The following is a 26,710-nucleotide window of genomic DNA, read 5'->3' as shown; positions in this document are numbered from 1 at the left end:
CATTATTTAACGCGGAACATTTTCGGGGCATAGCGGTACACCAGAATGAGCGCCGCCACAATATAGGCAAGTGTCACAACCAGCACACCTGCGGTAAACGGAAGATTTCCTGTGAGAGTACCGTTTGCCTGAAGCTCATAACACAGAAAACAAATCAGATAGACCGCCATATTAATTGCCTGAAAAAACGGATTTTTTACATTCATCTCTTCAGAATACGGCTGGAATACGTAGTACAAAAACAGGTGATGCACGGTAAAGAACACAGAAAGCATCAGTACTGCCGCACAAAACAAAAACATGTTCTGTCCAAAATTCCAGATACCGCAGATTCCACGAAATCCTGCCACCGCTGCACAGATTGCAGCTCCGATCACCAGATTATACCCCGCGATTTTTACCAGACGGATCCGAAAATTGGATAGAAGCGTCTTTGGATTCCGGTAGAAACCGAATTTCAGCATACTTTTATCGCAATTATAAAACATTGCCTTGCAGGCCTTGTCAGCCACCGTCATCATATACATAACAAAAACGAAAATCGGAAGGAAATCCGCAAGGTTTTCTGCTCCCAGATACGCTACTTCCGGCATTCCCACTCTGAACATTACACCTGCGATAAAAAAGCCCACGACTGCCGCCAGACGATAGTACACCGGTCTTAGAATCTGCCTCCTGTGCCTCAGGAAAAACAAAGCATTAAAGTATTCATAGCCGTGAAGCTTTTCCACTCCCGCCATCTTTCTGCTGTCTGCATGCAGATCCTGCTCCCGAATTCCCACAGACTTCTCATTTGCCGCCTGAGTGGATTGATTGACAATGGAAGAAAACAGCCATTGCTCTTCTACCGTCCTGTGGAGTTTCCGGCGGTAACAACGGTATCCTGACAGAATATACCACGCCGAAATCACACCCACAATACAAATCAGAACAAGTAAAACAGGATGAAACAGTCTCTCTGCAGTCAAAAATGGTCCCCACGGCACGAACACAGTATATGCACCGGCAACGGACAGAAAAATAATTGTCCATACCCATCCGGTTTTTCTGGAGAACACAATCCCTTTCCGGTCATACAGCCATACCTGAAACGCCTCGCCCGCAGCACGCATCATCACAATGACAATCCAGAGACATATACCGTCTGCAATACTTCCTCCCGTAAACCAGGAAGCTGTCATGATGCAAATCAGAAAATACAATGCGAACGGGATATAACAGTAAAGAAGATATACCTTTGTATACTTTTCCACATCCATTTTCATGTACCGTATCGCGGTAAATTTCTCTTTCGTTACTTTAAAGACCACACTATCCTGAAGCGGTCCCATAATACAGGACAAAAAGAACAGGATCTGAACCAGACTGTCAAATCTCACTCCACTTTCCGCCGTACCAGCAAAAAGTGCCGGAAGGACAGCAAAAAGAAATATGTAAAGCGCCTTCCCCGCCAGACTGAAAACCTGACCAAGAATTGTAAACAACACCGCAAGCACCATCTTCAGTTCCCGATTCCCATACACACTGTCCGGAACATGCTTCCCGATCACCCACAGTCTCTTCAGATAATACAGGAACGTATTCGTCACAATTGTTGCTTTTAACATAATAATCTGCTGTAATGTTCTAACCATGGCTTTCCTCATCCTTCAATAATTCAATGATCTGTTCTTCAAAATCCTTCTGCTTCAACATCTCATGGTCGATCTGCCTGAGTCTCCCGTCACTTAAAATGACGATCTCATCACAGAGATCCGTCGCAAGCTGCAGAATATGCGTAGAGAAAATGATCACATGATCCTTCTGCATACTGCGCAGAAGACGCTTCATCTCCAGCGCAACAACTACATCCAGTGAAGTCAGCGGCTCATCCAGAAGAATCACCGGCGGCCTTGAGATCATAAAACAAATCATCTGAAGCTTATTCTTCATTCCATGAGAATATCCCTTGATCAGCTTCTTCCTGTCCTCCTGGTCAATCTGCACCAGATCAAAATACGCTTCCGCACTCGTCCCCGGCTCAATCCTGTCCCTGTTAATATCCATAAAAAACCGCACAAACTCTTCACCCGTCAAAAAATCCGGAAGCACCGGCACCGAAAACACATATCCAATCTCATCCGGCATTATCTCCCGCTCGTTTTCTCCGTCCCAGAGCATAGCAGCCCCTGAATCCGGCTGAATCTCATCACTCAGGCAATTAAACAACGTCGTCTTACCAGCTCCATTACGCCCAAGAAGCCCATAAATCTTTCCCTTTTCAAACACAAAGGAACAATCATGCAAAACCACCTTGCTGCCAAAAGATTTCTTCACATTATTTAAACGTAATTCCATATCCTTCCCCTTTTCGTTCGATTTTTTCAATATTATATCTAAAAAGTCTGCCAGATACAACGTAAAAAACCATATTCCAGAAATATTAAGAATTATTGCCAAATTATCGGGGACGTGTTCCGGTGTATCGGAACCTGTCCCCGATGGAAAAAATCTGACAATTTGAGTTTTGCCTTATTTTATGCGGGTTTCGGGGCTTTTTTTGTCATTTACGTCGTGTACCTGTGTATCGGAACACGTCCCCGCCGAAAGTAAAACACAACAAAAAAAGAGACTTTCGTCTCTTTTTTTGTACTTATGAATTTGTAGTAGCGGGAACTGGATTCGAACCAGCGACACTACGGGTATGAACCGTATGCTCTAGCCAACTGAGCTATCCCGCCATATGTTTTGTAATTTTCATAAGAAATGGGACCTATAGGGCTCGAACCTATGACCCTCTGCTTGTAAGGCAGATGCTCTCCCAGCTGAGCTAAGATCCCATATGAATAGCGGGAACTGGATTCGAACCAGCGACACTACGGGTATGAACCGTATGCTCTAGCCAACTGAGCTATCCCGCCATATGTTCGTAATTTCTTACGAAATGGGACCTATAGGGCTCGAACCTATGACCCTCTGCTTGTAAGGCAGATGCTCTCCCAGCTGAGCTAAGATCCCATATATCGCGGGTCGCTTTCGCAACCCGCTTGATTATTATACTATTAACATCTGATAAATGTCAACACTTTTTTTATCTTTTTTGACATAGATTTTTTCACTTTTTTTGATGGTCTTTGCGGCTTTTTCCGTTTCAGACTGTTATAGCAGGATCTCAATGAATCTGCGTCTTTATTTTGCGGAAATTTTTAAACAATTCCCTGAGCTTCCATTGCGGCTGCTACTTTTTCAAATCCGGCAATGTTTGCTCCTACAACATAGTTGCCTTCGCATCCGTATCTCTTTGCTGCGTCTGTTGCGTTGTGGCAGATGTTTACCATGATGTTTTTCAGTTTCGCATCAACTTCTTCAAAAGACCAGCTCAAACGCTCGCTGTTCTGTGACATTTCCAGTGCGGATGTTGCAACACCGCCGGCGTTGGATGCTTTTCCAGGTGCAAAGAGTACGCCATTTGCCTGTAAGTATTCGGTTGCTTCCATTGTAGTCGGCATGTTTGCTCCTTCTGCAACTGCGATACATCCGTTTGCCACAAGCTGTTTTGCATCTTCAAGGTGCAGTTCGTTCTGTGTTGCGCAAGGAAGTGCGATGTCGCATTTTACGGACCATACGCCTGCGCCTTCATGGTATTCGGAGTTCGGACGGTATGTCTTGTACTCGGTCAGTCTTGCGCGTTTTACTTCTTTGATTTCTTTCACTGCATCCAGATCAATGCCTTCTGGATCGTAGATCCATCCGGTAGAATCGCTCATGGTCACGACTTTTGCACCCATCTGTACTGCTTTTTCTGCTGCATAGATCGCAACATTTCCTGCTCCGGAGATGGCAATGACTTTATCTTTCATGTCTTTGCCTGCAAGTTTTAACATTTCTTCCGTGAAGTAAAGCAGTCCGTATCCTGTTGCTTCTGTACGAACAAGGGATCCTCCATAAGTCAGACCCTTTCCTGTGAGCACGCCTTCAAATACGCCGCGGATTCTCTTGTACTGTCCGAACATGTAGCCGATCTCTCTTGCCCCTGTTCCGATGTCTCCGGCCGGCACGTCTGTGTCTGCTCCAATGTATTTGCACAGCTCTGCCATGAAGCTCTGACAGAATGCCATGATCTCTCTGTCGGATTTTCCTTTTGGATCAAAGTCAGATCCGCCTTTTCCTCCGCCGATTGGAAGACCTGTCAGGGAGTTTTTGAAAATCTGCTCAAATCCAAGGAATTTAATAATGCTTAAATTGACAGACGGATGGAGTCTGAGTCCTCCTTTGTATGGTCCGATTGCGCTGTTGAACTGTACCCGGTATGCCTTATTGACATGTACCTGTCCGTTGTCGTCTACCCACGGCACACGGAAGAGCAGCTGTCTTTCTGGCTCTGTCAGTCTTTCCAGAAGCGCTTCTTTTCTGTATTTATCTTCATTTGCCTCAATCACGACACGGAGAGATTCCAGAACTTCTTTGACAGCCTGGTGAAATTCCGGTTCGTTTGGGTTTTTCTTTACTACAAGGTCAATCACTTCATCTACGTATGACATAACATCTTCCTCCTACTTCTTTTCCTAAAAAAGTCTGCATAAACATACATCGCTTTTCTTCTTTAACACTGTAAAGCATTTTCATGTCATTGTCAAGAATTTTTTACCTTGTCTTTTTGGTTCGTTTTTCCTGATTTTCCATTCCCGCGGCCTTCTCATGGGCAGCTTTTGCCAGTATTCGCAGCTGTTCGGAAAACGGCTCCGGATCGATTTCGCTCTCGGCCAGCAGTTCTCCCCACCATTCCGTCAACTTGTCTTTCAGCTTCAGATACAGTTTTTCTCCGCTTTCTGAAAGCGAAATTTCGTATGTTTTTGCATTTCCCGGACGTTTTTCCCTGATTATATATCCACTTTTCTCGAGGCGGCGCATCTCTCTCGTCGCCATTGCCTGATCCATGGCCATGGAATCGCACATCTCTCTCTGGCTGCACTTTGGATTGGCCCCAATATACATGACAAAATAATAGCTGGAATAGCCGATCCCGTACTGCTCCACCAGATGGTGCAGATACTTCTGTGACTGACGGTTTAGAATAGAAATATATTTTCCGATCTTACTGGACGGCATATCTGTCCCTCCCTTAATAAAACCATTAAGCAATTTTACGCTTACATTATAATCATCGTGTTTTCTTCTGTCAAATACTCAAGGGAAACGGAAAGAGGACAAATCCTGCTCTGATCTGTCCTCTTTCTCTATCAATTATATGCCCTATTTGAAATATGCGACGCCGGATTCAAAGATCTTCATATCCTGTTCGCCGTAAATATTGATTGCCACACCATCCGCTCTACGCTCGGAATGTGCCATCTTGCCAAGTACACGTCCGTCCGGGCTTGTGATACCTTCGATCGCGCGGTAGGAACCGTTAACATTCCATTCCTCGTCCATCGTTACATTTCCGTCCAGATCGCAGTACTGTGTCGCTACCTGTCCGTTTGCAAAGAGGGTATTAAGCCATTCTTCATTTGCAACAAAACGTCCCTCCCCGTGGGAAGCCGGGTTTGTATAAACTCCGCCAAGCTCTGCCATCTGAAGCCATGGGGACTTGTTTGTAACTACTTTTGTGTAAACCATCTTGGAAATATGACGTCCAATGGTATTGTATGTCAATGTCGGCGCGTCTTCTGTCTGTCCGACAATCTTGCCGTGCGGAACAAGGCCCAGTTTGATCAGTGTCTGGAATCCGTTACAGATACCAAGCGCAAGACCGTCTCTTTCATTTAAGAGCTTCTCTACTGCTTCTTTCATCTTTGCGTTCTGGAATGCAGTCGCAAAGAACTTCGCAGATCCGTCCGGCTCATCTCCTGCGGAGAATCCGCCCGGGAACATAATAATCTGAGACTGTCCGATTGCCTTTTCAAACTCAGCTACAGAATCGCGGATATCTGCCGCATCCAGATTCCGGAATACCTTTGTAATCACCTTAGCACCTGCGCGCTCAAATGCCTTTGCACTGTCGTACTCGCAGTTTGTTCCCGGGAATACCGGAATAAAGACAGTCGGCTGCGCAATCTTGTGGGAGCAGATGTGAACTTTCTTTGTATCGTAGCATCCGTCTTCCGTGATACGTGCTTCCGGATCTGCCGGCGCCACATATACGGACTCCGGTGCTGATTCTTCACCTGAAACGGTTGCAAATACCTTTTCCAGAGGTGCTTTCCATGCTGACTCTGCTTCTGCAAGTGTAATTTCCGTATTTCCATAAGAGAAGGTACCGTTATCTGTCACTTCACCGATTACTGTATATGTAATCGCAAGTTTTCCGACTTTTTCTGCCGGTACTTCTGCGATAATATCTCCAAATCCCGGAGCAAAGAAATCTCTCGGGTCTACATTATGCTCAATCTTGACACCCATGCCGTTTCCGAATGCCATCTTGCTGACAGCCGCAGCAATACCGTGGCGGTCCAGAGCGTACGCGGAAACAATGTTTCCATTCTGAATGTCCTCGCGGAACTTGCCGTACTGATCCATTATCTGGCTGTAAACCGGGAGGCTGTACTGGTCTTTCTCAATCCGAAGCCATACAAGCTTATTGCCTGCTGCTTTGAGTTCCGGTGTAATAATGTCTCCAACCTTCGCAATGTCCACAGCAAAGGAAACCAGTGTCGGAGGTACATCGATATCCTGGAAGGTTCCGGACATACTGTCCTTTCCTCCGATGGATGGAAGTCCGTATCCGATCTGTGCGCTGTATGCACCAAGGAGTGCCGCAAACGGCTGACTCCAGCGTTTCGGATCTTCTGTCATTCTGCGGAAATACTCCTGGAATGTGAAGCGGATTTTCCGGTAATCTCCGCCGGAAGCTACGATCTTTGCGATGGACTCGGTCACTGCATAAACTGCTCCGTGATACGGGCTCCAGCTTGAAAGATACGGGTCAAATCCAAAGCTCATCATGGATACCGTATCACATGCCCCTTTCAGTACCGGAAGTTTGGCTACCATGGTCTGGGTCTCTGTCATCTGGTATTTTCCGCCGTGCGGCATGAAGACAGATCCTGCTCCAATGGAACCGTCAAACATCTCCACAAGTCCTTTCTGGGAACATACGTTGAGGTCTTTTAATGTATCAAGCCATGCTTCCTTCACATCCGGAACATCTTTGCGTTCTTCCAGCATGTTGCCGTCTTTTGACGGAATCTCAACAAAGACTTCTGTCTCCTGATGTGCTCCGTTTGTATCGAGGAATGCACGGGAAATGTTGACAATCTCTTTGCCTCTCCAGGAGAGTACAAGACGAGGTTCTTCTGTGACAACTGCCACTTCCACCGCCTCCAGGTTCTCCTCTTTGGCATACTCTAAAAACTGTGCGACATCTTTTGGATCTACTACAACGGCCATACGTTCCTGGGACTCGGAAATAGCGATCTCTGTTCCATCAAGTCCTGCGTATTTCTTCGGCACTTTGTCAAGATCCACTCTCAGACCATCTGCCAGCTCTCCGATCGCAACGGAAACTCCGCCTGCGCCAAAGTCATTACATTTCTTGATGAGACGGCTGACTTCTTCTCTGCGGAACATTCTCTGAATCTTACGCTCTGTCGGCGCATTTCCTTTCTGAACTTCCGCACCACAGGTCTCGATGGATGCCTCTGTATGTACTTTGGAAGAACCGGTCGCACCGCCGCATCCGTCTCTTCCTGTCCGTCCGCCGAGCAGAATGATGATATCGCCCGGATCGGATGTCTCACGGATGACCGCACGTCTCGGCGCAGCGCCAAGGACAGCACCGATCTCCATACGTTTTGCCACATAATCCGGATGATAAATCTCTTTAACCATGCCTGTAGCAAGTCCAATCTGGTTGCCATAGGAGCTGTATCCATGAGCAGCCTCTCTGACAAGCTTCTTCTGAGGGAGCTTTCCTTTCATCGTATCTTTCACAGAAACGGTCGGATCTGCCGCTCCTGTCACACGCATTGCCTGGTAAACATAAGTACGGCCGGACAGCGGGTCACGGATGGCTCCGCCAAGGCAGGTTGCAGCGCCTCCAAACGGCTCGATCTCGGTCGGATGATTGTGTGTCTCGTTCTTAAAGTTGACAAGCCACTCTTCTTCCTTTCCGTCCACTTCGATCGGCACTACGATACTGCACGCATTGATCTCATCGGACTCCTCCTGATCCTGAAGCTTTCCTTCTTTTTTCAGCTTCCGCATTGCCATCAGGGCAAGGTCCATCAGGCAGACAAACTTGTCCTCTCTGCCTTTGAAAATTTCACTGTGTGTCTGTAAATATTCCCGGTATGTCTCTTCCAGAGGTTCACGGTAGTCTCCCTCTCCGAAAGTTACATTGGTAAGCTCAGTGGAGAATGTCGTATGACGGCAGTGATCAGACCAGTATGTATCCAGCACACGGATCTCTGTCATGGACGGATCACGCTTCTCCTCTGTCCGGAAATAATTCTGAATATGAAGGAAATCCTTAAATGTCATGGCAAGGCCAAGGGAATCATAAAGCTCTTTTAAGCTTCCCTCTTCCATGTCCTGGAAGCCGTCAAAAATCAGGACGTCTGCAGGCTCCTCAAACTGTGTCACCAGTGTTTCCGGCTTGTCCATTCCGGTTTCTCTGGAATCCACCGGGTTGATGCAGTGCGCCTTGATTGCCGCAAACTCCTCGTCGCTTACGCTTCCTTCGATTACGTAAGTTGTCGCCGTCTTGATTACCGGCTTTTCATCCTCACGGATAAACTGTACGCACTGTACAGCAGAATCCGCTCTCTGGTCAAACTGCCCCGGCAGGTACTCTACGGAAAATGCCCGCTCGTCCTCTTTCATCGGGAAAGTCTCTTTATATAAGGTATCTACCGGCGGTTCCGCAAACACACCGTTGCACGCTCTCTCAAATGTCTCGTCTGACAGATTTTCAATATCATAGCGGATCAGCACACGGACATTGGTCACGCCGCAAATCCCCAGGTAGCTTTTGATCTCGTGTTTTAATGCTTTCGCCTGTACGGCAAAATCCTGCTTTTTCTCTGCATATACACGTCTTACACCGCTCATGAATTTCCTCCATTCTTCTTTTTACAAGATTATTCGATTCTGACCCTAGTGTATCATACTTTTCTTGATAAGTATAATTAATATATTTAAATTTACTTATAAGTTGTCCTAATTTTCTTTTTTCTTCCTCCAGATCCGAAGTCCAATACAGATCAATTCAAAGAAAATCAGAAAAGCAACAAAAAATCCCCCGATCCGCAGTGTCATATCGAAGAAAAATCCTTCCGGAAGCATCCGGATCATATAATCCGTGGCCGGGTCAAACATACACAGATCATTGTCGAAAAACAGCTCATGGAAAATGACAAAGCACCGGTCAAAGTTCACGGCAATCGCAATTCCAAGAGCCGCAACCAGCGCCAGAAATACCCCGACCGTGATCTCATAAGCCTTCGGCAGAATCCGTTTGAGATCCGCCTTCAAAATGAGCAGAAGCACTACCGCCGCAGCCAGTATAACCGCCGCATATCTTCTGAGGGCAAACCCTCCAAGAAACAGATCCCGGACCTCTCCCATATGGAACCTGTCCTGTTCATTGAAAAAGTCCTGACGCTCCCCATCAATCGTAGTCATGACGGAAAGCTCCTCCCGGTCTCCTCGTAAGTAGGACATCATCTTTTCCGTAACATCCATGATGTCGTCCATCTCCATCGGGAGTGTCTCCTGAATTTCATACTTTTCATATTCTTTCTGGTAAAACCCAAAATCACTGTATGCTGCGATCTCGAAAGCACTCAGCAGTAAAATCAGAATCAGCGAAACCGCTGCCGCTGCTGCCAGAAATCCGTGTAGCACTTTTTTTGTCTTCATTCTTATCGCCGTTCCTTTCTGTCTGTCTTCTTTTCCTATTATATATGCTGTCGGCCTGTCCTTCCAGCAAAACTTTTGTGCCTTGTTTTTTTCCCATTCTTTCCTTATAATAAAACTAGAATTTATAAGGAGGACTTATGATGGATATCAACTATGAATTATATAAAGTTTTTTACTATGTTGCGTCAAGTTTAAGCTTCTCCGAAGCATCCAAGCAGCTTTATATTTCCCAGTCCGCAGTCAGCCAGTCAATCAAGGCTCTGGAAAAGAAACTGGATCAGGTCCTGTTTATCCGGAGTACAAAGAAAGTCCAGCTCACTCCGGAAGGGGAGATCCTTCTGCGCCATGTGGAACCGGCCATGAATCTGATCAAAAGAGGAGAAAACCAGCTTCTGGAATCCGCCTCCACAGGCGGTCAGATCCGGATCGGGGCAAGTGATACCATCTGCCGCTACTTTCTCGTACCGTATCTAGAGCGTTTTCACAGGAGTTTTCCAAGTTCTCACATCAAGGTGACAAACCAGACGTCCATCAAATGCGTGGATCTTCTGGAAAACGGACAGGTGGATCTGATTTTTATCAATTACCCTAACAATTATATCAACCAGCTTTCTACTGTCAAAAAGATCAAAACGTTCCGGGACGTCTTTGTCGCCAATGATTCCTTCTCCCACCTGAAAGGGAAGAAACTTTCCTACCAGGAACTTTTGGATCAACCGATCCTGATGCTGGACCGGAAAAGTACGACCAGTGAATTCCTTCACAGTCTTTTCCAGCAGCATCAGCTGGATCTTGTACCGGAAATCGAGCTGAGCAGCAATGATCTTCTCATCGATCTTGCAAAGATCGGCCTTGGCATCGCTTTCATTCCGGATTACTGTTTAAGCCGTGACCCGGAAGGGCTCTTTATCGTGGAGACAAAAGAAGAGCTGCCAAAACGGCAGCTCCTGATCGCCTACAATGACCGGATTCCGATGTCCCGGTCTGTACAGGCTTTTCTCGATTACTTCTAATCTTTGGATCACAGCCGGATCCTTACGTTTTCGGAGTGTTCTATGGCTGCGTCCTGGTTTCATCCCAGAATGCAGCCACCGCTTCCGCGGTCTGGGGAAGCCGGATGGAGAAAGCCTTGCTCCATTCTCTGGGAAAGACCGCCCGGTACTGTCGAAGCAGGAAACGGTCGTCCAGAAGAAAAATCATTCCTCTGTCCGTATCGGTTCGGATCACCCGTCCAGCCGCCTGCATGACTTTATTCATTCCAGGATACAGGTAGGCATAATCAAATCCGCTCATTCCTTTTTCATCAAAATACTGCTTTAACAGCTCTCTCTCCAGACAGACCTGTGGAAGTCCTGTGCCGACAATCCACGTCCCGATCAGCCGCTCTTCTGTCAGATCGATCCCCTCTGAAAAAATCCCGCCCATCACGCAGAATCCGATCAGTGATCCGTCCCGCTCTTCCTCAAAGTAATTCAGAAATTCTTCCCGTTCTTCCTCCGTCATGCCCGGATCCTGAATCAGGCAGAAAATCTCCTCCTCTTCTTTCTGAAGTGCCAAAAAGGCCTCATACACATCATTTAAAAACCGATAGGATGGGAAAAAGGCAAGATAATTCCCATTTTTCTTTCGAACCGTCTCCAGCATATATCTGGCATACCGCTCGTACATCTCCTCACTGCGCCTCGTATATCGGGTCGTAACATCGCTTCCGATCAGAACCCTTTTATTCTCTTCCGGAAACGGGGTATGGGCATACACCGCATAGTCATCTGTCTGCGTGCTCAACAGCTTCTTATAATATTGAATCGGAAGCAGGGTTGCCGAAAAGAAGATCGTACTGACTCCGTAATTCAGATACTCGCTTAAATTGACTGCCGGATTCACGCAGAACAGCCGGACATAAAACTTCCCTTCTTCGGTAAGCTCCGTATAAATCATATAATTTTCGTCCAGTTTATCATGAATATACAGGAAATCCCGAATCTCAAAATACAGATCCAGCACCTTCTCCCGGATCTCTTCCTGACTGCACTCTTCCAGAAAACGCTCTATTTCGGTCATCACATTCATCAGACGGAGCACCAAATGGGAGACACTGGAATATAAAGCATGTCCCGGGCATTCCCTTTTCAGTGTCAGAAGCTGCTCATTACACCCGCTGATGGCTTTTCCCAGTTTTGCATCCTCCTCTTTTACCGCTCTTCTGACCTCCAGAAAATCTTCCTTGCAGATGGAGGCACTGTACATGGATCTCCCCCTTTCCACCAGATTGTGCGCCTCGTCAATCAAAAAGAGATACTCCTTCTTCGCTCCTTCTCCGAAAAAGCGCCTGAGATGGGCATTCGGATCAAATACATAATTGTAATCACAGATGACCGCATCAGTCCAGACAGAAAGATCCAGCGCCATCTCAAACGGACATACGATATGCTTTCTTGCATAGGATTCAATCTGATCCCTGCTCATATCATCGGTGTGGGTCAGCATATCAAAGACCGCATCATTGACCCGGTCAAAGTGTCCTTTCGCATATGGGCAGGCATCCGGATTGCATTCCGCTTTTTCACAAAAGCAGATCTTCTCTTTTGCAGTCAGAGTAATAACCTTGCAGGCCAGTCCCTGCTCCTTTAACGTAAGGAAAGCCTTTTCCGCCACTGTCCTTGTGATCGTCTTGGCTGTCAGATAGAAGATCTGATTCGCCAGTCCTTCGCCAACTGCCTTTACCGCAGGGAACACTGTCGCCATCGTCTTCCCTACTCCTGTCGGAGCCTGAATAAACAGCTTCTTCTTCCTGAGAATCGACCGGTACACCGATACCACCAGATCTTTCTGCCCTTCCCGGTAACCGAAAGGAAACTCCACCTGTTTGATGGACTGATTCCTCTTTTGCCTCCACTCTATCTGAAAAACGGCCCATTTTTCATACCGGTGCACCAGATCAAAAAACCATTTCTTCAGTTCTTCACAGGAAAAAGTCTGATAAAAACGCTTTACTTCCTCTGTCTCCATCTGACAGTAGGTCATCTGTACTCCGATTTCAGAAAGTTCCTTTATGCTGGCATATATATAGGCATAGCACTTTGCCTGGGCCAGATGCACCTTCTTCGGTTCTTTGATCAGATCCAGATCCTGCAGGATTCCCTTGATTTCATCCACTGCGGTCCGGCCATCCTCCTCAATAATTCCGTCCGCTCTTCCCTCCACTATAATATCCAGTTTCTCACACGGCACGACAATCTGAAGCGGCACCTCCGCATGATATCCGCCTCCCATCTGTCTTTGAATTTTCCGATGAATCCTTCCCCCAAGCAGCATGGCCTCCTTATCCGCTGTGCCTCCCTGTCTGCTGTCCAGATCTCCCTCTCTTAGAATAAACTCCACCAGATTTCGGACCGAAATCCGTACCTTCTCCTCTTTTTTCTCTTCCATCCCGGGTCACGTCTTTTCTTTCATTTTTGTCTAATCTTGTTTATTATAACATAAACACAGTATAAAAAAGAAGTGCTTCCCCGTCTTGTCGGAATGGAAACACTTCTTTTTTATACCCTGCCAAATGCCGCCTTATGCGACACAGAATTTATTCAAAGTTGCTTCAAAATGCGGATCGATTCCAGCATACTGCACAGTCAGAGTTTTGTTCAGATCGAGACTGAAAACGCCTAAAATCGATTTGGCATCTACGATGAATCGATTGTAAAATACATCGATATCAAAATCGCACTTTTCTGCGGATGTGACAAACTCATGGACATCTGCAGGGGTCAATTTGATTTTTCGTTTATGTTCCATTTGAATACACTCCCTTCTGTGTTCCCATGTATTATGCCATCATCTTTTTTGAAAATCAATCTGTAAAAATGCCAGTATTTTCCAGGTTTTCCTCTTTTCTTTGTCGAAACCGCTCAAAAAATCCGCAAAATGAAACTCCTGTCCTAAGACTGCTCTCCGTCCCGGTATTCTATCATTTCGCCCCGGTAGCGCAGCGGCATATTCATCTGCTGAAGCTTCAAATTCTTCCTTTCCTGAATCGTCACGCTCTTTTTAAATCCCTTCCATAATCTCTGCCACTCTTTTTCCTTTTCCGAAAACGATTTTTCTATTTCCCATTTGCGCTCTTCATCTCTGATAATCAGCCATGGCTTCTGTTTCGGGTGGATCAGAAAAGAAGCATGTGTCTCATCGCAGATCACAAAATCTTCCAGCGGGAACCGGTTGGAAAAATGATCAGCAATCCCCGGAAGGACAAAATTGTGCGGTGTAATGCTGGCATAAAGAATCCCTCCTTCCAGCTCCTGAAAACGAAGAAACTCTTTCCACGCATGTGTTTCCCTGCCAACATTTCTGCTCAGTTCAAACACACGGCGCACCTCCGGATGAGAGAGATGCCCCATAATCTTCTTCCCGTCGGGAAGGTTTCTTGCCTCCATCATCATACGAAGAATCGCCGTTCCCTTTCCGGGATCTTCTGAAAGCAAGGCATATCCGACAGACAGTTCAGCCTCCTCTCCCAGATGGCGGTGAATCAGCCTGCGGACTGCCTGTGCCTTCTTTTCATCCTCTCTCACTTCCCGGTACTCACAGAACATCTCCTGCTGCACACTGCCCCAGAAAACAATCCCTGCCTCCTGGTCACTCCTGTCATAAGTCCACGCATCATAGATGGCGGAGAGTACTCCTGTCATGGTCTCCGTACAGATATATCTTCGTTTCATCTTCCCACTTCCCCGATCTTCATGTCATCAAAAAGCGACAGCTGCCTGTAGGTAATCTCCCCAAGTCTCCCCGGAAGCTTCTCCCTCGGATCCAGAAGATTCCTTAAAATATAATCTTCATCCATCCGTATCGGATACATCATCTTCCCTTTGCATGTCACAAAATAAAGCGCCCGCTTCAACACAACGCCCATCTTCTTCAAATCTGTGAAATCCAGCGTTCCTGTTCTTCTTGCCCGCACAATCCGTCTGGCGGATGTATAGCCGATCCCCGGCACCCGAAGCAGCGTCTGGTAATCAGCCCGGTTGACCTCCACCGGAAAATACTCCAGATGCCGCAGGGCCCAGTCGCACTTCGGATCCAGAACCAGATTGAAATTCGGGCGTTCTTCCGATAAAAGCTCCTCTGCCGAAAAATGATAATACCGCAGAAGCCAGTCCGCCTGGTACAATCTATGCTCCCGAAGAAGCGGCGGCCCAAGGTCCGTCCTTGCAGGAAGGGCAGAATCTTCATTCACATGAACAAACGCCGAGTAAAACACCCTCTTTAACTCAAACTTCTGATAAAGAGACTCTGCCACACGGATAATCTGATAATCGCTCTCCGGTGTTGCCCCGATAATCATCTGCGTACTCTGTCCTGCCGGAACAAACTGCGGCGCGTGCCGGTACAGCGCAAGCTCATGTGTATTCTCCTCCCGTTTCTTCTGTACATATCGCATCGGAGATAAAATATTTTTCCGGCTCTTATGAGGTGCCAGAAGATGCAGGCTCTCAGCCGTAGGAAGCTCCAGATTAATACTCATTCTGTCCGCAAGAAATCCCGTCATCCGAATCAGATCCTGAGATGCACCCGGTATTGCCTTTACATGAATATAACCCTGAAACCGGTACTGTGACCGCAGCCGGTATAAAGTCTCATAAATCAGGCGCATCGTATAGTCCGGACTTTTCATAATACCGGAACTTAAAAACAATCCTTCTATATAATTTCTCCGGTAAAACTCAATCGTAAGACGGCAGACCTCATCCGGGGTAAAGGATGTCCGCTCCACATCATTGGACGCACGGTTAATACAGTACTTACAGTCAAAAATACATTCATTGGTAAACAGGATCTTTAAGAGGGAGACGCACCGTCCGTCCGGCGTAAAACTGTGGCAGATCCCTGCTTTCTCGCAATTCCCGATTCCAGTTCCGTCTCCCCTTCTCTGAGTGCCGCTGGAAGTACATGCCACATCATATTTGGCTGCGTCAGAGAGAATGCTCAGCTTCTCATACAGCGTCTTTTCTTTCTGAATCCGAAAACAATCCACGTATCTCCCCTCCTCTTTTCGAACATATGTTCTTTTTATTATGATAGCACATACGTTCGGCATGCGCAAGGAGAAATTAAAAAACTCCATACAGGCAATGTTCTGTCTGTACAGAGTTTCTGATTATTTCCATATGCAGTTTTTCTCCAGCACTCTTACGATTTCCTTTAATCCCTCTTCGTCTTCCTCGGAAAAGCGTCCCACAAGCGGGCTGTCAATATCCAGCACTCCAATGACGTCGTCTCCGTCGTGGATCGGAAGGACAATCTCGGAATTCGATGCGCTGTCACAGGCGATATGCCCTTCAAATTCATGTACGTCGTACACTCTGAGCACCTGATCTTTCTGTGCCGCAGTTCCGCATACTCCCTGTCCCAGAGGGATCCGGATACAGGCTGTCTTTCCCTGAAATGGTCCAAGGTAAAGCGCTCCATCCTCCATCAGATAAAATCCGGCCCAGTTCAGATCCGGGAGTATCTGCCAGAGTAATGCGGACGCATTGGCCAGATTCGGAACAGGACGGCTCTGCGTCCCGGTCAGTGCATCCATCTGTTCTTTTAAAAGGCGATAATCGATCATGATTCCAACACCTGTGCTGCATCGCTTAAGTATGCATTGTTCACCTGGTCAAAGGCTTCGTTTTCCACTGCTTCTGTCAGCTTCGGATCGATCGGAATCCGGCCGAGTACCGGAATCTCCAGTTCTTTTGCAATGTCTTCAATATGACTCTTTCCAAAGACCTCGATCTTCCGTCCGCAGTCCGGGCACTCCAGATAACTGAAGTTTTCCACGATTCCAAGTACCGGAATATTCATGTCTTTTGCCATATGATATGCTTTCTTTACAATCATGCTGACAAGATCCTGCGGAGATGTCACAATTACGACACCGTCCACCGGAAGAGACTGGAATACCGTAAGCGGTACATCTCCGGTTCCAGGAGGCATATCTACGAAGAGATAATCTACGTCACCCCACATGACATCGGTCCAGAACTGAGTCACCACGCCTGCGATGATCGGTCCTCTCCAGATGACCGGGGTATCTTCTTTCTCCAGAAGCAGATTGACAGACATGATCTTCGTTCCGTCTTTTGCTACGCAAGGAAGCATTCCCTCTTCATTTCCAAGGGCCTGCTCATGGATTCCATACATCTTCGGGATCGATGGCCCTGTGATATCTGCATCCAAAATTCCCGCCGTATATCCTTTCTCAATCATCATTCTTGCAAGGGATGCCGTAACCATGGATTTACCGACTCCACCTTTTCCGCTGATGACTCCGATCACTTTTCTGACCGCTGAATACGGATTCGCCGGTTTTCTGAAATCCTTCTTCTGGCTGGTACATGTCGATGCATGAGCACATCCGGCACATCCTTCTGAAGGACAGCTTTCCTGTTTCTTTTCTTCTGCCATGTCTTTAATGCTCCTATTCCTCTACTGCTGCGATCACTTCGATCTCGCAAAGTACATTCTTCGGCAGTTCCTTCACTGCCATGCAGCTTCTTGCCGGTTTGGATGTGAAATATTTTGCGTATACTTCATTAAATGCTGCAAAATTAGCCATATCGCTTAAGAAGCATGTTGTCTTTACAACATGATCAAAATCTGTTCCTGCTGCTTTTAATACTTCGCCGACATTCTTGCATGCCTGCTCTGCCTGACCTTCAATTGTGTCAGCCTCTACTGTATCCGTTGCCGGATTGATCGGAATCTGTCCTGCTGAGTAAAATACTCCTCCTGATACATATCCCTGAGAATAAGGCCCTAATGCTTTTGGTGCTTTTTCTGTTGCTACTACTTTCATCGTCTGTCACTCCTCTTATCGATATTTACAGTGTATTACTGCATCTTGTTATAGTATAACACCTTTTCTCCTGCTTTGGCAATTGCTAGTGATTGGCTTTCCGGAAAATTTCCAGCACATCGGAAGCGTCGAGCGGGCGGAGTACGGAAAGCCGGACGGTATCATTCATCGTCGCGTCCATAGCCAGCTCTTCCAGTGTTTTTTCATCCTGAATTCCGATTCCGAGTTCCCCAAGCGATACCGGCATTCCAATACTTTTAAAATAGGATACGGTCTTTTCAATTCCTTCTCTTGCCGTTTCTTCCCCACTGCCTTCAATGCCCCAGACCTGTTTTGCGTAGTGGACAAACCGGTTCACATCATTGGTCCACACATACTCCGCCCAGGAGCCCCAGACTGCGGTAAGAGTTGCCCCATGGACACAGTCAAATCTTGCACTCAAGGCATGCCCCAGCTTGTGGACAGAAAAGTCTTTTGCTCTTCCAAGGCCCGTCAGGTTGTTATGGGAAAGACTGCCGCACCACATCAGCTCGCTCATGGCATCATAATCCGCCGGATTTTGAAGCGCCTTTCTTCCACTGTCGATAACGGTCCGCAGAAGTCCCTCCGCAATCTCATCCGTCATCCGGTTTTCCTGGTCCGGAATAAAATACCGTTCCAGTGTGTGCATCATGATATCCGCAATCCCGCATCCGATCTGGTATTTCGGAAGTGTAAAGGTAAGCTCCGGATTCATAATGGCAAAGGCCGGCCGGTTCAGCTCCGTTCCGAGACCCGATTTCTTCCCGATCACTTCATTGGTAAGGACCGCAGAGTCGCTTGTCTCACTTCCCGCGGCCGGAATCGTCAGCACAACGCCGACCTTTGTCGTCCTGGTCAGAGGCACTTTCTTCATCCAGATATCCCAAAGAGGAATCCCGGGATTTGCCACTCCATGGGCAATGGCCTTGGCCGTATCGATAGCGCTGCCTCCACCTACGCCCAGGATAAAATCCACCTTCTCCCGGATCCCTTTTTCCACCCCCTCTTCCGCAAATGCAAGCCCTGGATTTGGTTTTACGCCTCCAAACTCTGCATAGGCGATTCCCTCTTCTTCCAGCGACTTTTCAATCCGCTCCAGCAGCCCCGATCTTCTGGCGCTGCCTCCGCCGTATACAATCAGCGCTTTTGTCCCTCCATGCTTTTTCACTTCTCTGCCGCAGGAAACTTCTGTGTCTTTTCCAAACACAATCTCTGTCGGCACACAATATGTAAAATTCCGCATCTATCGTCCTCCTTCCAAGACTGTTTCTTAGCCTATTTCGCCATAATCTTTTTCCTGCTGCCATTTCCCGGTTCATTTTTCAGAAGTATTTGAACTATCACAACAAATATGTTATCCTAAACTACAAAGATACTATATATGGAAGGAGGCACTCTGTTGAAGATACAGGAATCCGCTGAAAATTATCTGGAAACAATCCTGATGCTGGGAAAAGAAAAAGGAAATGTCCGTTCTATTGATATCGCAACTGCTCTTTCTTTTTCAAAGCCGAGTGTCAGTGTAGCCATGAAAAACCTGCGGGAGAATGGATATATTTTGATGGACAAGGACGGCTATATCGCATTGACAGAAAAGGGGCATGAGATTGCTGAGACCATTTACGAGCGTCACACCCTTCTTTCCAGCTTCCTGATGTATCTCGGCGTTTCCAGGGAAACTGCCACTCAGGACGCCTGCCGGATTGAACATGTCATCAGCCCGGAAAGTTTTGAGGCCTTAAAGCAGCATGTATACAGCCACAAGGAAATTATGGATTTAAATGATGTGAAGATGTAGTCAAAACAGGGAGGCATAACCTCCCTGTTTTTTCCTTTCTGTTTAGTTGAGGAAATTTTCAATGATGACGCCTTCCGCTTCCTCCTCATTAAGTCCAAACGTCTGAAGCTTCAAAAGCTGTTCACTGTTGATCCTTCCAATTGCCGCTTCATGTATAATCTGAGCATCCACATTTCTCGCGTCAATCTCCGGAATGGAGCGTACCTGAGCATCATTCATAATAATCGAATCACACTGAATATGGGCATGGCAGGCCGCCTTTCCGACTGCCCTCGGATGGAAGGTCTGGATGGACTCTCCCTTTGCCACGGACCGTGAAATGATCTGTGCCGAGCTTGCATCCCCGTTCATAATCACCTTCATGTTGGAGACCGCTTCCTGTTTATCGTGTGTCATCAGTTTTTCTGTCACGGTAAGACGGCTTCCCGCCTCCATGGTAATATCGGTTTCCCTTTTTGTCGAGTCCACTCCCTCGATCTGTACCGTGTCCATGGTAAAAATGGAGTTTTCGCCGACATAGATATCGGTTACCGGATTTAAGATCCGGGCTCCTGTTCCTTCTCCTTCACCATAATGCTTTTCTTCGTAATGGACGGACGCATTCTTTCCGATATGGAACGTATGAATTCCGTCATGTCTTGCATCGTTGCATCCGGAATTGTGGATTCCGCATCCTGCAATGATGGTTACCTTTGCTCCATCCTCAATGTAAAAATCGTTGTAGACAACATCTGTCATTCCGGAACTGGAAACAACAACCGGAATGTGTACCGTCTCTCCGTTCGTATCTTTATCAATATAGATATCAATTCCCTGCCTGTCCTCTTTTTTGCGGATTTTGACATGCTCGCTGTCCCCGTGGCAGATGGAAATTCCGTTTTCACGCAGATTGAAGGCTCCTTCCTGTTTGAATCCTTCCCCGTCAATCATACGAAGTACTTTCTCTGTAATCTTATCCAGCATCATCTTCTTGCACCTTCTTCCTTCTTATACCGCTGCGCCCTGATTTTTCAGGCACTGTGGATGGCTGATGGCTTCTCCTGTCAGATACGGCAGAATCTCCTGTGTTGGTCCGCACTTTGTCACCTGTCCGCCGTCAATAATCATGACACGGTCCGCCATTTGAATAATCCGTTCCTGATGAGAGATCAGAAGCAGACTCTCCTTTTTCTCCGTATGAAGCTTTTGAAATTCTTCTACCAGCATGGCAAAACTCCAAAGATCAATCCCGGCCTCCGGTTCATCAAAAATGCAGAGCTTATGCTTTTTCACAAGAACCGTGGCAATCTCAATCCGCTTCATCTCGCCTCCGGAAAGAGTCGCATCCACTTCCCGGTCCAGATATTCCTCCGCGCAGAGGCCTACCCGGCTCAAAAGCCCGCAGCAGATATGCTTCGGAAGATCCGTTCCCGCAGCCAGGCTCAGCAGTCTTCTGACAGTCATTCCTTTAAACCGGGGCGGCTGCTGAAACGCAAAACCAATTCCAGCTTTCGCACGCTCATAAATCGGAAGACTCGTAATGTCCTGCCCGTCCAGCCAGATCTTCCCTTCGGTCGCTTTATAAAGCCCCATCATGAGTTTGGCAATCGTGGATTTGCCTCCGCCGTTTGGTCCGGTCACAACGAGCATCTCTCCGTCTTTTACTTCAAAGCTGACATCTTTTAGTATTTCCTGCTTTTTTCCATCTTCTTCTATTTCATAAGAAAGGTGTTCTACTTTCAGCATGTTTCCCCATCTCCTTTTATCTGTTCATGATTTAGTATGCCAAAAAGATGCCGTAAAGTAAACACACATTCCTGCTTCTTTACAACATCTTTTTCCTATTTACTGCCGTCTGTCTTCAGTGCCCGCATGGCATTAAGGATTGCGATGACTGCAACTCCGACATCGGCAAAAACCGCTTCCCACATATTGGCCATTCCAAATGCGCCCAGAACCAGCACGAGCGCCTTCACCGCGAGAGCAAATACAATATTCTGGCGGACAATCCGAATGGTCTTTCTGGCAATCGCCGTAATCTTCGCGATTTTGGCCGTATCATCATCCATCAGGACAATGTCCGCCGCCTCAATGGCCGCATCTGATCCCATGCTTCCCATGGCAATTCCCACATCTGCCCTTCCAAGAACCGGAGCATCATTGATACCATCCCCGACAAAGGCAAGTTTTGCTCTTTTTTCTCCACTGCCGCTCATCTCGTCAAGAAGCTGTTCCACCAGTTCTACCTTATCTCCCGGCAGTAGTTCTGTATAGACTTCATCGATTCCCAGCTCTTTTGCCGCTTCCTCCCCGGCCTCTTTTTTATCTCCGGTTAACATCACGGTCTTTTTCACGCCGGACTGTTTGAGAAGACGGATTGTCTCCGGCGCCTGCTCTTTGATCGTATCGGAAATTACAACTGTTCCTTCAAATTTTCCGTCCAATGCGAGATATACAACCGTTCCGATACCCCGGTACGGCTCAAACGAGATCCCGTATGTCTGCATCAGCTTCCCGTTTCCGGCAAGAAGCTCTTTCCCCCGGTAAACGGTACAGATCCCGCATCCTGAAATTTCTTTTGCATCACTGATCTTTTCCGGCGTCACATCCTTTTTTTCTTCCAGATATGCTTCCCGTATGGACTGGGCAATAGGATGATCGGAATACGCTTCCGCCGCGTAGGCAAGGGTTAAAAGCTCCCTTTTCTTCTGCTCCGGGAGAACCTCAGTCACCTTGAATTCCCCTTTTGTCAGTGTTCCGGTCTTGTCAAAAACAACTGTCTCCACATCCGCCATCGCTTCCAGATAATTGCTTCCTTTCACAAGTACCCCGGCCTTGGATGCAGCCCCGATACCACCAAAAAAACTGAGCGGTACAGAGATTACCAAAGCACACGGACACGAAATCACGAGAAAGATACACGCCCTCTGGATCCAGTTACTCCATCCTCCTCCCAGAACGACCGGAGGGAGAATCGCAAGAATCACTGCCGCAATGACAACTACCGGAGTATAATACTTTGCGAATCTGGTAATGAAGTTTTCCACTTTTGCCTTCTTGCTGCTGGCATTTTCCACCATCTCCAGAATCTTGGAAACTGTAGAATTCTCAAACTCTTTTGTCACACGTACATGGAGGATACCGCTTCCGTTAATACATCCGCTGATGATATCGGATCCCGGAGTCACTTTCCTTGGAACCGATTCTCCTGTCAATGCGGATGTATCGATCATAGAAGTTCCATCCACCACCACTCCGTCAAGCGGAATCCGCTCACCCGGTTTAATGATAATCACACTTCCAGTCTGAACATCATACGGATCGACCTGGACAAGCTGTCCATCCTCCTCCATGTTGGCATACTCCGGACAAATATCCATCAGTTCCGCGATCGATGCCCTTGAACGGTTCACCGCATAGCTCTGGAACCATTCCCCTACCTGATAAAAGAGCATGACGGCAACCGCTTCCGCATATTCACCTACTCCAAATGCCCCGAAAGTAGCAAGCGTCATAAGAAAGTTTTCATCAAAAATCTGTCCGTTCCGGATATTTCTGGCTGCCTTCCACAAAATATCCCAGCCTATTACCAGATATGGAATCAGATAAAGAAGAAATCCTTTCGGAAATTCTTTCATTCCTTTCACAGTTCCTGTCTCTTTAAGAATCAAGAGTACTGCATAGAGAAGAAATGCCACAGCAATTCTTACCAGCATCTTTTTCTGCTTTTTCGTCATTTTCCTTTTCCCTTCCGGCAGGCCTGTGCTTCCCACTGCCAGCCTGTATAATCATTCCGGATCCTGGCATTTGTTTCAATCCTGGAATTCCGGTATTTTATTAAAACATATGAGCAATTATTCATATATTTCGTTTTAACTATACATAGAATTGCAAGCCCTGTCAATAGGTTTTCAGAAAATCTTCCGAACGGGTTTTCAGCAGAAAAAAGCTGCGGGTTGCTTCTCCCCGCAGCTGTATGTTTTCTTAATCGTCCCTCTCCTCGAAGGTCTCTTTTAATTTGTCCATAAAGCCTTTTTTCTTCGGTTTCTCCGGTTTTTCTTTTTCCGGTTCCGGCTGATTCAGGGAATTGCCTGAAAGAGCGTCAAACCGTTTGAGTGCTTCCTTTGCTTCCGGACTTAATTTTTCCGGTGTCTGGATCACAAGGGTGACGTACTGGTCTCCCCTCACCTTTGGATTCCGCACGGACGGTACTCCTTTGCCTTTCAGTCTTACCTTCGTATCTGTCTTTGTTCCAGGTTTAACAGTATAGATGACTTCCCCATCCACCGTCTTGATGCGCACATCTCCGCCGAGGGCTGCCTGTGCAAATGAAATCGGCGCTGTGGAGAAAATATTCATGTCCTGTCTCTGGAAGATCGGATGTCTGGATACCGTTACTTCCACAAGCAGATCTCCTCTTGGTCCTCCATTGGTACCCGGCTCACCTTTGTCCCGTATTCTGACACTCTGTCCATTGTCGATTCCGGCCGGAATTGATACCTGAATGGTTTTCTTGCTTGAGATATAACCGGTTCCTGCGCAGTCCGGACACTTTTCACGAATAATCTTGCCGGAGCCATGACAGTCCGGACATGTCTGTACATTCTGCACCGTTCCAAAGAAAGACTGTGAGGTGTAGACAACCTGGCCTCTGCCGCCACATCTCGGACACGTCTCCGGACTGGTTCCCGGTTTTGCTCCTGTTCCCTGACATTTCTCACATGGATCTTTCAGAACGATCTCAATTTCCTTTTCACAGCCGAACACAGCCTCTTCAAAGGTGATCCGGACTCCTTTCCGGATATTCATCCCCTTCATCGGGCCGTTACTGGTGCGGCCGCTTCTTCTTCCGCCGCCGAAAAAGTCTCCGAAAATATCACCGAAAATATCGCTGAAATCCGCACCGCTGAAATCAAAGCCGCCGAATCCGCCTGCACCGCCTGCACCGCCGCCTTCAAATGCCGCATGACCAAACTGATCATACTGACGGCGCTTATCCGGATCACTTAATACAGCATACGCTTCAGAAGCTTCTTTGAACTTTCTTTCTGCTTCCGCATCTCCTGGATTCATATCCGGATGATATTTTTTCGCAAGCTGACGGTATGCTTTTTTCAGTGTTGCGTCATCGGCATCTCTGGATACTCCCAGGACTTCATAGTAGTCTCTCTTTGCCTCTGCCATAATCGTTACCTTCCCTTTCTATACAGTAGGCGCTGCCGCGTATCCTACATTTCGGTATCGGGGACCCCGGATCAAGCCGGAATCCACACACGCACAGAGATTGCGCCGGGCGCAATCTCTGTGTTCTGCCTGTTATCCGGCAGGATTATACTTCTTTATAGTCTCCGTCTACGACATCGTCATATCCTTCCGGTGCCGGTCCTGACTGTGCATTTCCACCCTGAGGTCCTGCTCCCTGAGCACCGCCCTGTGGATTTGCCTGCTCATACATCTTTGTGAAAAGTTCCTGAGAACTTGTCATCAGTTTCTCTTTTGCAGCTTTGATTTCAGCGATATTCGCTTCTGTCATTTCTTCTGCATTCGGATATTTTGCAAGGATATCCTTAAGAGCCTGAATATCAGCCTCTACTGCTGATTTTCCGGCTGCATCGATCTTGTCTCCAACATCTTTAAGTGCTTTTTCTGTCTGGAATACAATCGCATCTGCCTCATTCTTTGTATCAACAGCTTCTTTTCTCTTCTTGTCTGCCGCTTCAAATTCTGCTGCTTCTTTAACTGCTCTGTCGATATCTTCATCAGACATGTTGGAACCTGCTGTAATTGTGATGTGCTGTTCTTTTCCTGTTCCAAGGTCTTTTGCAGATACATTTACAATACCATTTGCATCGATATCGAATGTTACTTCAATCTGCGGGATTCCACGTGGTGCCGGCGGAATTCCATCCAGTCTGAACTGTCCGAGGGACTTGTTGTCTCTTGCGAACTGTCTTTCACCCTGTACAACGTTGATATCTACTGCTGTCTGGTTGTCTGCAGCTGTAGAGAAGATCTGGCTCTTCTTTGTCGGGATTGTTGTATTTCTTTCAATCAGCCTTGTTGCAACACCACCCATTGTTTCGATGGAAAGTGACAGTGGTGTAACATCAAGAAGAAGGATGTCGCCTGCGCCTGCTTCTCCGGCAAGTTTACCACCCTGGATGGAAGCACCAAGTGCAACACATTCATCCGGATTCAGAGATTTGCTTGGCTCTTTTCCTGTCAGCTGTCTTACTTTATCCTGTACAGCCGGAATACGTGTAGAACCACCTACCAGAAGTACCTGGCCAAGATCTGACGGACGAAGTCCTGCGTCAGAAAGCGCTCTCTGAACAGGCTCTGCTGTCTTTTCTACCAGATCGCTTGTCAGTTCATCAAATTTTGCTCTTGTCAGATCCATATCAAAATGTTTCGGTCCTTCAGATGTTGCTGTGATGAACGGAAGGTTGATATTGGTTGTTGTAGCGGAAGAAAGTTCTTTCTTTGCTTTTTCTGCCGCTTCTTTTAATCTCTGAAGAGCCATCTTGTCATTGGAAAGGTCTACGCCTTCTTTTGCCTTGAAATCAGCCAGCATGTAGTCTGTGATCTTCTGGTCGAAGTCGTCACCGCCAAGTCTGTTGTTTCCGGCTGTGGAAAGTACTTCAATAACACCGTCTCCGATATCGATGATGGAAACGTCGAATGTACCGCCGCCAAGGTCGTATACCATGATCTTCTGTTCTTTTTCATTGTCAAGTCCGTAAGCAAGTGCTGCTGCTGTAGGCTCGTTGATGATACGTTTTACATCCAGTCCTGCGATTTTACCGGCATCCTTTGTTGCCTGACGCTGTGCATCATTAAAGTAAGCAGGCACTGTAATAACTGCTTCTGTCACTTTCTCACCAAGGTATCCTTCTGCGTCTGCTTTCAGTTTCTGAAGGATCATTGCAGAAATCTCCTGCGGAGAATACTGTTTTCCGTCGATGTTTACTTTCTCATTTGTTCCCATCTTCCTTTTGATGGAAGAAATTGTTTTGTCTGCATTTGTAACTGCCTGACGTTTTGCAGGTTCACCTACAAGACGTTCTCCGTTCTTTGTAAATGCGACTACGGATGGAGTCGTTCTTGCGCCTTCTGTATTTGCGATAACGGTCGGCTGTCCACCTTCCATTACGGCAACACAACTGTTTGTTGTACCTAAGTCAATACCAATAATTTTGCCCATAATGCATTCCTCCTGATTTATTTCATTTTTC

Annotated in this window: 21 protein-coding genes and 4 tRNA genes; 2 read left to right on the top strand and 23 right to left on the bottom strand. The window is 47.0% G+C overall.

What is annotated here, in order from left to right; all coding sequences use genetic code 11:
- Positions 1 to 2: 2 nt before the first annotated feature.
- The 10 genes from Selli1_RS06190 to Selli1_RS06145 form a co-directional block, all read right to left on the bottom strand.
- Positions 3 to 1,634, bottom strand: coding sequence for a hypothetical protein (locus Selli1_RS06190; RefSeq protein WP_281872514.1), 1,632 nt, complete (start codon positions 1,632 to 1,634; stop codon positions 3 to 5).
- Positions 1,627 to 2,337 (bottom strand): ABC transporter ATP-binding protein, encoded by a 711-nt coding sequence (locus Selli1_RS06185; RefSeq protein WP_087167362.1) that lies wholly within the window; start codon positions 2,335 to 2,337, stop codon positions 1,627 to 1,629. The genes Selli1_RS06190 and Selli1_RS06185 overlap by 8 nt, the downstream gene beginning before the upstream one ends.
- A gap of 309 nt (positions 2,338 to 2,646) precedes the next feature.
- Positions 2,647 to 2,720: transfer RNA gene (locus tag Selli1_RS06180), tRNA-Met, on the bottom strand.
- 26 nt (positions 2,721 to 2,746) lie between these two features.
- Positions 2,747 to 2,819: transfer RNA gene (locus Selli1_RS06175), tRNA-Val, on the bottom strand.
- Positions 2,820 to 2,826: 7 nt separating this feature from the next.
- Positions 2,827 to 2,900: transfer RNA gene (locus Selli1_RS06170), tRNA-Met, on the bottom strand.
- Between the two features lie 24 nt (positions 2,901 to 2,924).
- A tRNA-Val gene (locus Selli1_RS06165) sits at positions 2,925 to 2,997 on the bottom strand.
- Positions 2,998 to 3,185: 188 nt separating this feature from the next.
- Positions 3,186 to 4,520 carry an NADP-specific glutamate dehydrogenase gene (gene gdhA / locus Selli1_RS06160; RefSeq protein ID WP_281872512.1) on the bottom strand — a complete coding sequence of 445 codons (1,335 nt, stop codon included), beginning with the start codon at positions 4,518 to 4,520 and terminating at the stop codon, positions 3,186 to 3,188.
- A 103-nt stretch (positions 4,521 to 4,623) separates the two neighbouring features.
- Positions 4,624 to 5,088, bottom strand: a complete 465-nt coding sequence (locus Selli1_RS06155; protein WP_087167364.1) for a MarR family winged helix-turn-helix transcriptional regulator — start codon at positions 5,086 to 5,088, stop codon at positions 4,624 to 4,626.
- 144 nt (positions 5,089 to 5,232) lie between these two features.
- The gene (locus Selli1_RS06150) at positions 5,233 to 9,030 is read right to left on the bottom strand and encodes a phosphoribosylformylglycinamidine synthase (RefSeq protein ID WP_281872510.1); all 3,798 of its coding nucleotides are present in this window, start codon (positions 9,028 to 9,030) and stop codon (positions 5,233 to 5,235) included.
- Positions 9,031 to 9,138: 108 nt separating this feature from the next.
- The gene (locus Selli1_RS06145; RefSeq protein ID WP_281872508.1) at positions 9,139 to 9,840 is read right to left on the bottom strand and encodes a TIGR01906 family membrane protein; all 702 of its coding nucleotides are present in this window, start codon (positions 9,838 to 9,840) and stop codon (positions 9,139 to 9,141) included.
- 140 nt (positions 9,841 to 9,980) lie between these two features.
- Here Selli1_RS06145 and Selli1_RS06140 point away from each other — a divergent pair, with 140 nt between their 5' ends.
- Positions 9,981 to 10,853 carry a LysR family transcriptional regulator gene (locus tag Selli1_RS06140; RefSeq protein WP_171027881.1) on the top strand — a complete coding sequence of 291 codons (873 nt, stop codon included), beginning with the start codon at positions 9,981 to 9,983 and terminating at the stop codon, positions 10,851 to 10,853.
- Positions 10,854 to 10,893: 40 nt separating this feature from the next.
- Here Selli1_RS06140 and Selli1_RS06135 read toward each other — a convergent pair whose 3' ends face one another.
- The 8 genes from Selli1_RS06135 to Selli1_RS06100 all read right to left on the bottom strand — a co-directional run bounded on the left by Selli1_RS06135 (position 10,894) and on the right by Selli1_RS06100 (position 18,941).
- Positions 10,894 to 13,269, bottom strand: a complete 2,376-nt coding sequence (locus Selli1_RS06135; protein WP_281872505.1) for an ATP-dependent DNA helicase — start codon at positions 13,267 to 13,269, stop codon at positions 10,894 to 10,896.
- A 132-nt stretch (positions 13,270 to 13,401) separates the two neighbouring features.
- A complete protein-coding gene (locus Selli1_RS06130; protein WP_087167369.1) occupies positions 13,402 to 13,629 on the bottom strand; it encodes an HPr family phosphocarrier protein in 228 nt (75 codons plus the stop codon).
- A 143-nt stretch (positions 13,630 to 13,772) separates the two neighbouring features.
- Positions 13,773 to 14,552, bottom strand: coding sequence for a TIGR03915 family putative DNA repair protein (locus tag Selli1_RS06125; protein WP_281872504.1), 780 nt, complete (start codon positions 14,550 to 14,552; stop codon positions 13,773 to 13,775).
- Positions 14,549 to 15,868: a putative DNA modification/repair radical SAM protein gene (locus Selli1_RS06120; protein WP_243097567.1), complete on the bottom strand. Its 1,320-nt coding sequence runs from the start codon at positions 15,866 to 15,868 to the stop codon at positions 14,549 to 14,551. The genes Selli1_RS06125 and Selli1_RS06120 overlap by 4 nt, the downstream gene beginning before the upstream one ends.
- 123 nt (positions 15,869 to 15,991) lie before the next feature.
- Entirely contained in the window at positions 15,992 to 16,447 is a 456-nt protein-coding gene (locus Selli1_RS06115; RefSeq protein ID WP_281844544.1) for a free L-methionine (R)-S-oxide reductase MsrC, read from the bottom strand.
- Positions 16,444 to 17,286 carry an Mrp/NBP35 family ATP-binding protein gene (locus Selli1_RS06110; RefSeq protein WP_087167373.1) on the bottom strand — a complete coding sequence of 281 codons (843 nt, stop codon included), beginning with the start codon at positions 17,284 to 17,286 and terminating at the stop codon, positions 16,444 to 16,446. The genes Selli1_RS06115 and Selli1_RS06110 overlap by 4 nt, the downstream gene beginning before the upstream one ends.
- Positions 17,287 to 17,299: 13 nt before the next feature.
- On the bottom strand, positions 17,300 to 17,677 hold the full coding sequence (locus Selli1_RS06105) for a RidA family protein (protein ID WP_087167374.1): 378 nt from the start codon (positions 17,675 to 17,677) through the stop codon (positions 17,300 to 17,302).
- Between the two features lie 85 nt (positions 17,678 to 17,762).
- Positions 17,763 to 18,941: an iron-containing alcohol dehydrogenase gene (locus Selli1_RS06100; protein ID WP_281844542.1), complete on the bottom strand. Its 1,179-nt coding sequence runs from the start codon at positions 18,939 to 18,941 to the stop codon at positions 17,763 to 17,765.
- Between the two features lie 156 nt (positions 18,942 to 19,097).
- Between Selli1_RS06100 and Selli1_RS06095 the strand changes: the two genes are divergently transcribed.
- Positions 19,098 to 19,496 carry a metal-dependent transcriptional regulator gene (locus Selli1_RS06095; RefSeq protein WP_087167376.1) on the top strand — a complete coding sequence of 133 codons (399 nt, stop codon included), beginning with the start codon at positions 19,098 to 19,100 and terminating at the stop codon, positions 19,494 to 19,496.
- A gap of 42 nt (positions 19,497 to 19,538) precedes the next feature.
- Here the strand turns inward: Selli1_RS06095 and Selli1_RS06090 are convergent, their stop codons facing one another.
- From Selli1_RS06090 to dnaK, 5 genes are all read right to left on the bottom strand, one after another.
- Positions 19,539 to 20,462 (bottom strand): SufB/SufD family protein, encoded by a 924-nt coding sequence (locus Selli1_RS06090; RefSeq protein ID WP_087167377.1) that lies wholly within the window; start codon positions 20,460 to 20,462, stop codon positions 19,539 to 19,541.
- Between the two features lie 21 nt (positions 20,463 to 20,483).
- A complete protein-coding gene (locus Selli1_RS06085) occupies positions 20,484 to 21,221 on the bottom strand; it encodes an ABC transporter ATP-binding protein (RefSeq protein WP_087167378.1) in 738 nt (245 codons plus the stop codon).
- Between the two features lie 95 nt (positions 21,222 to 21,316).
- A complete protein-coding gene (locus Selli1_RS06080; RefSeq protein ID WP_281844540.1) occupies positions 21,317 to 23,212 on the bottom strand; it encodes a heavy metal translocating P-type ATPase in 1,896 nt (631 codons plus the stop codon).
- Positions 23,213 to 23,459: 247 nt separating this feature from the next.
- The gene (dnaJ, locus tag Selli1_RS06075; protein WP_087167380.1) at positions 23,460 to 24,659 is read right to left on the bottom strand and encodes a molecular chaperone DnaJ; all 1,200 of its coding nucleotides are present in this window, start codon (positions 24,657 to 24,659) and stop codon (positions 23,460 to 23,462) included.
- 145 nt (positions 24,660 to 24,804) lie between these two features.
- A complete protein-coding gene (dnaK, locus tag Selli1_RS06070; protein WP_087167381.1) occupies positions 24,805 to 26,679 on the bottom strand; it encodes a molecular chaperone DnaK in 1,875 nt (624 codons plus the stop codon).
- Positions 26,680 to 26,710 lie beyond the last annotated feature (31 nt).

Source organism: Sellimonas catena (genome assembly GCF_027924685.1).
In the GTDB taxonomy this organism is placed as follows: Bacteria; Bacillota; Clostridia; order Lachnospirales; family Lachnospiraceae; genus Sellimonas; species Sellimonas catena.
The sequence above is the reverse complement of the archived record's forward strand: the minus strand, read 5'-3'. Positions and strand labels throughout refer to the sequence as shown.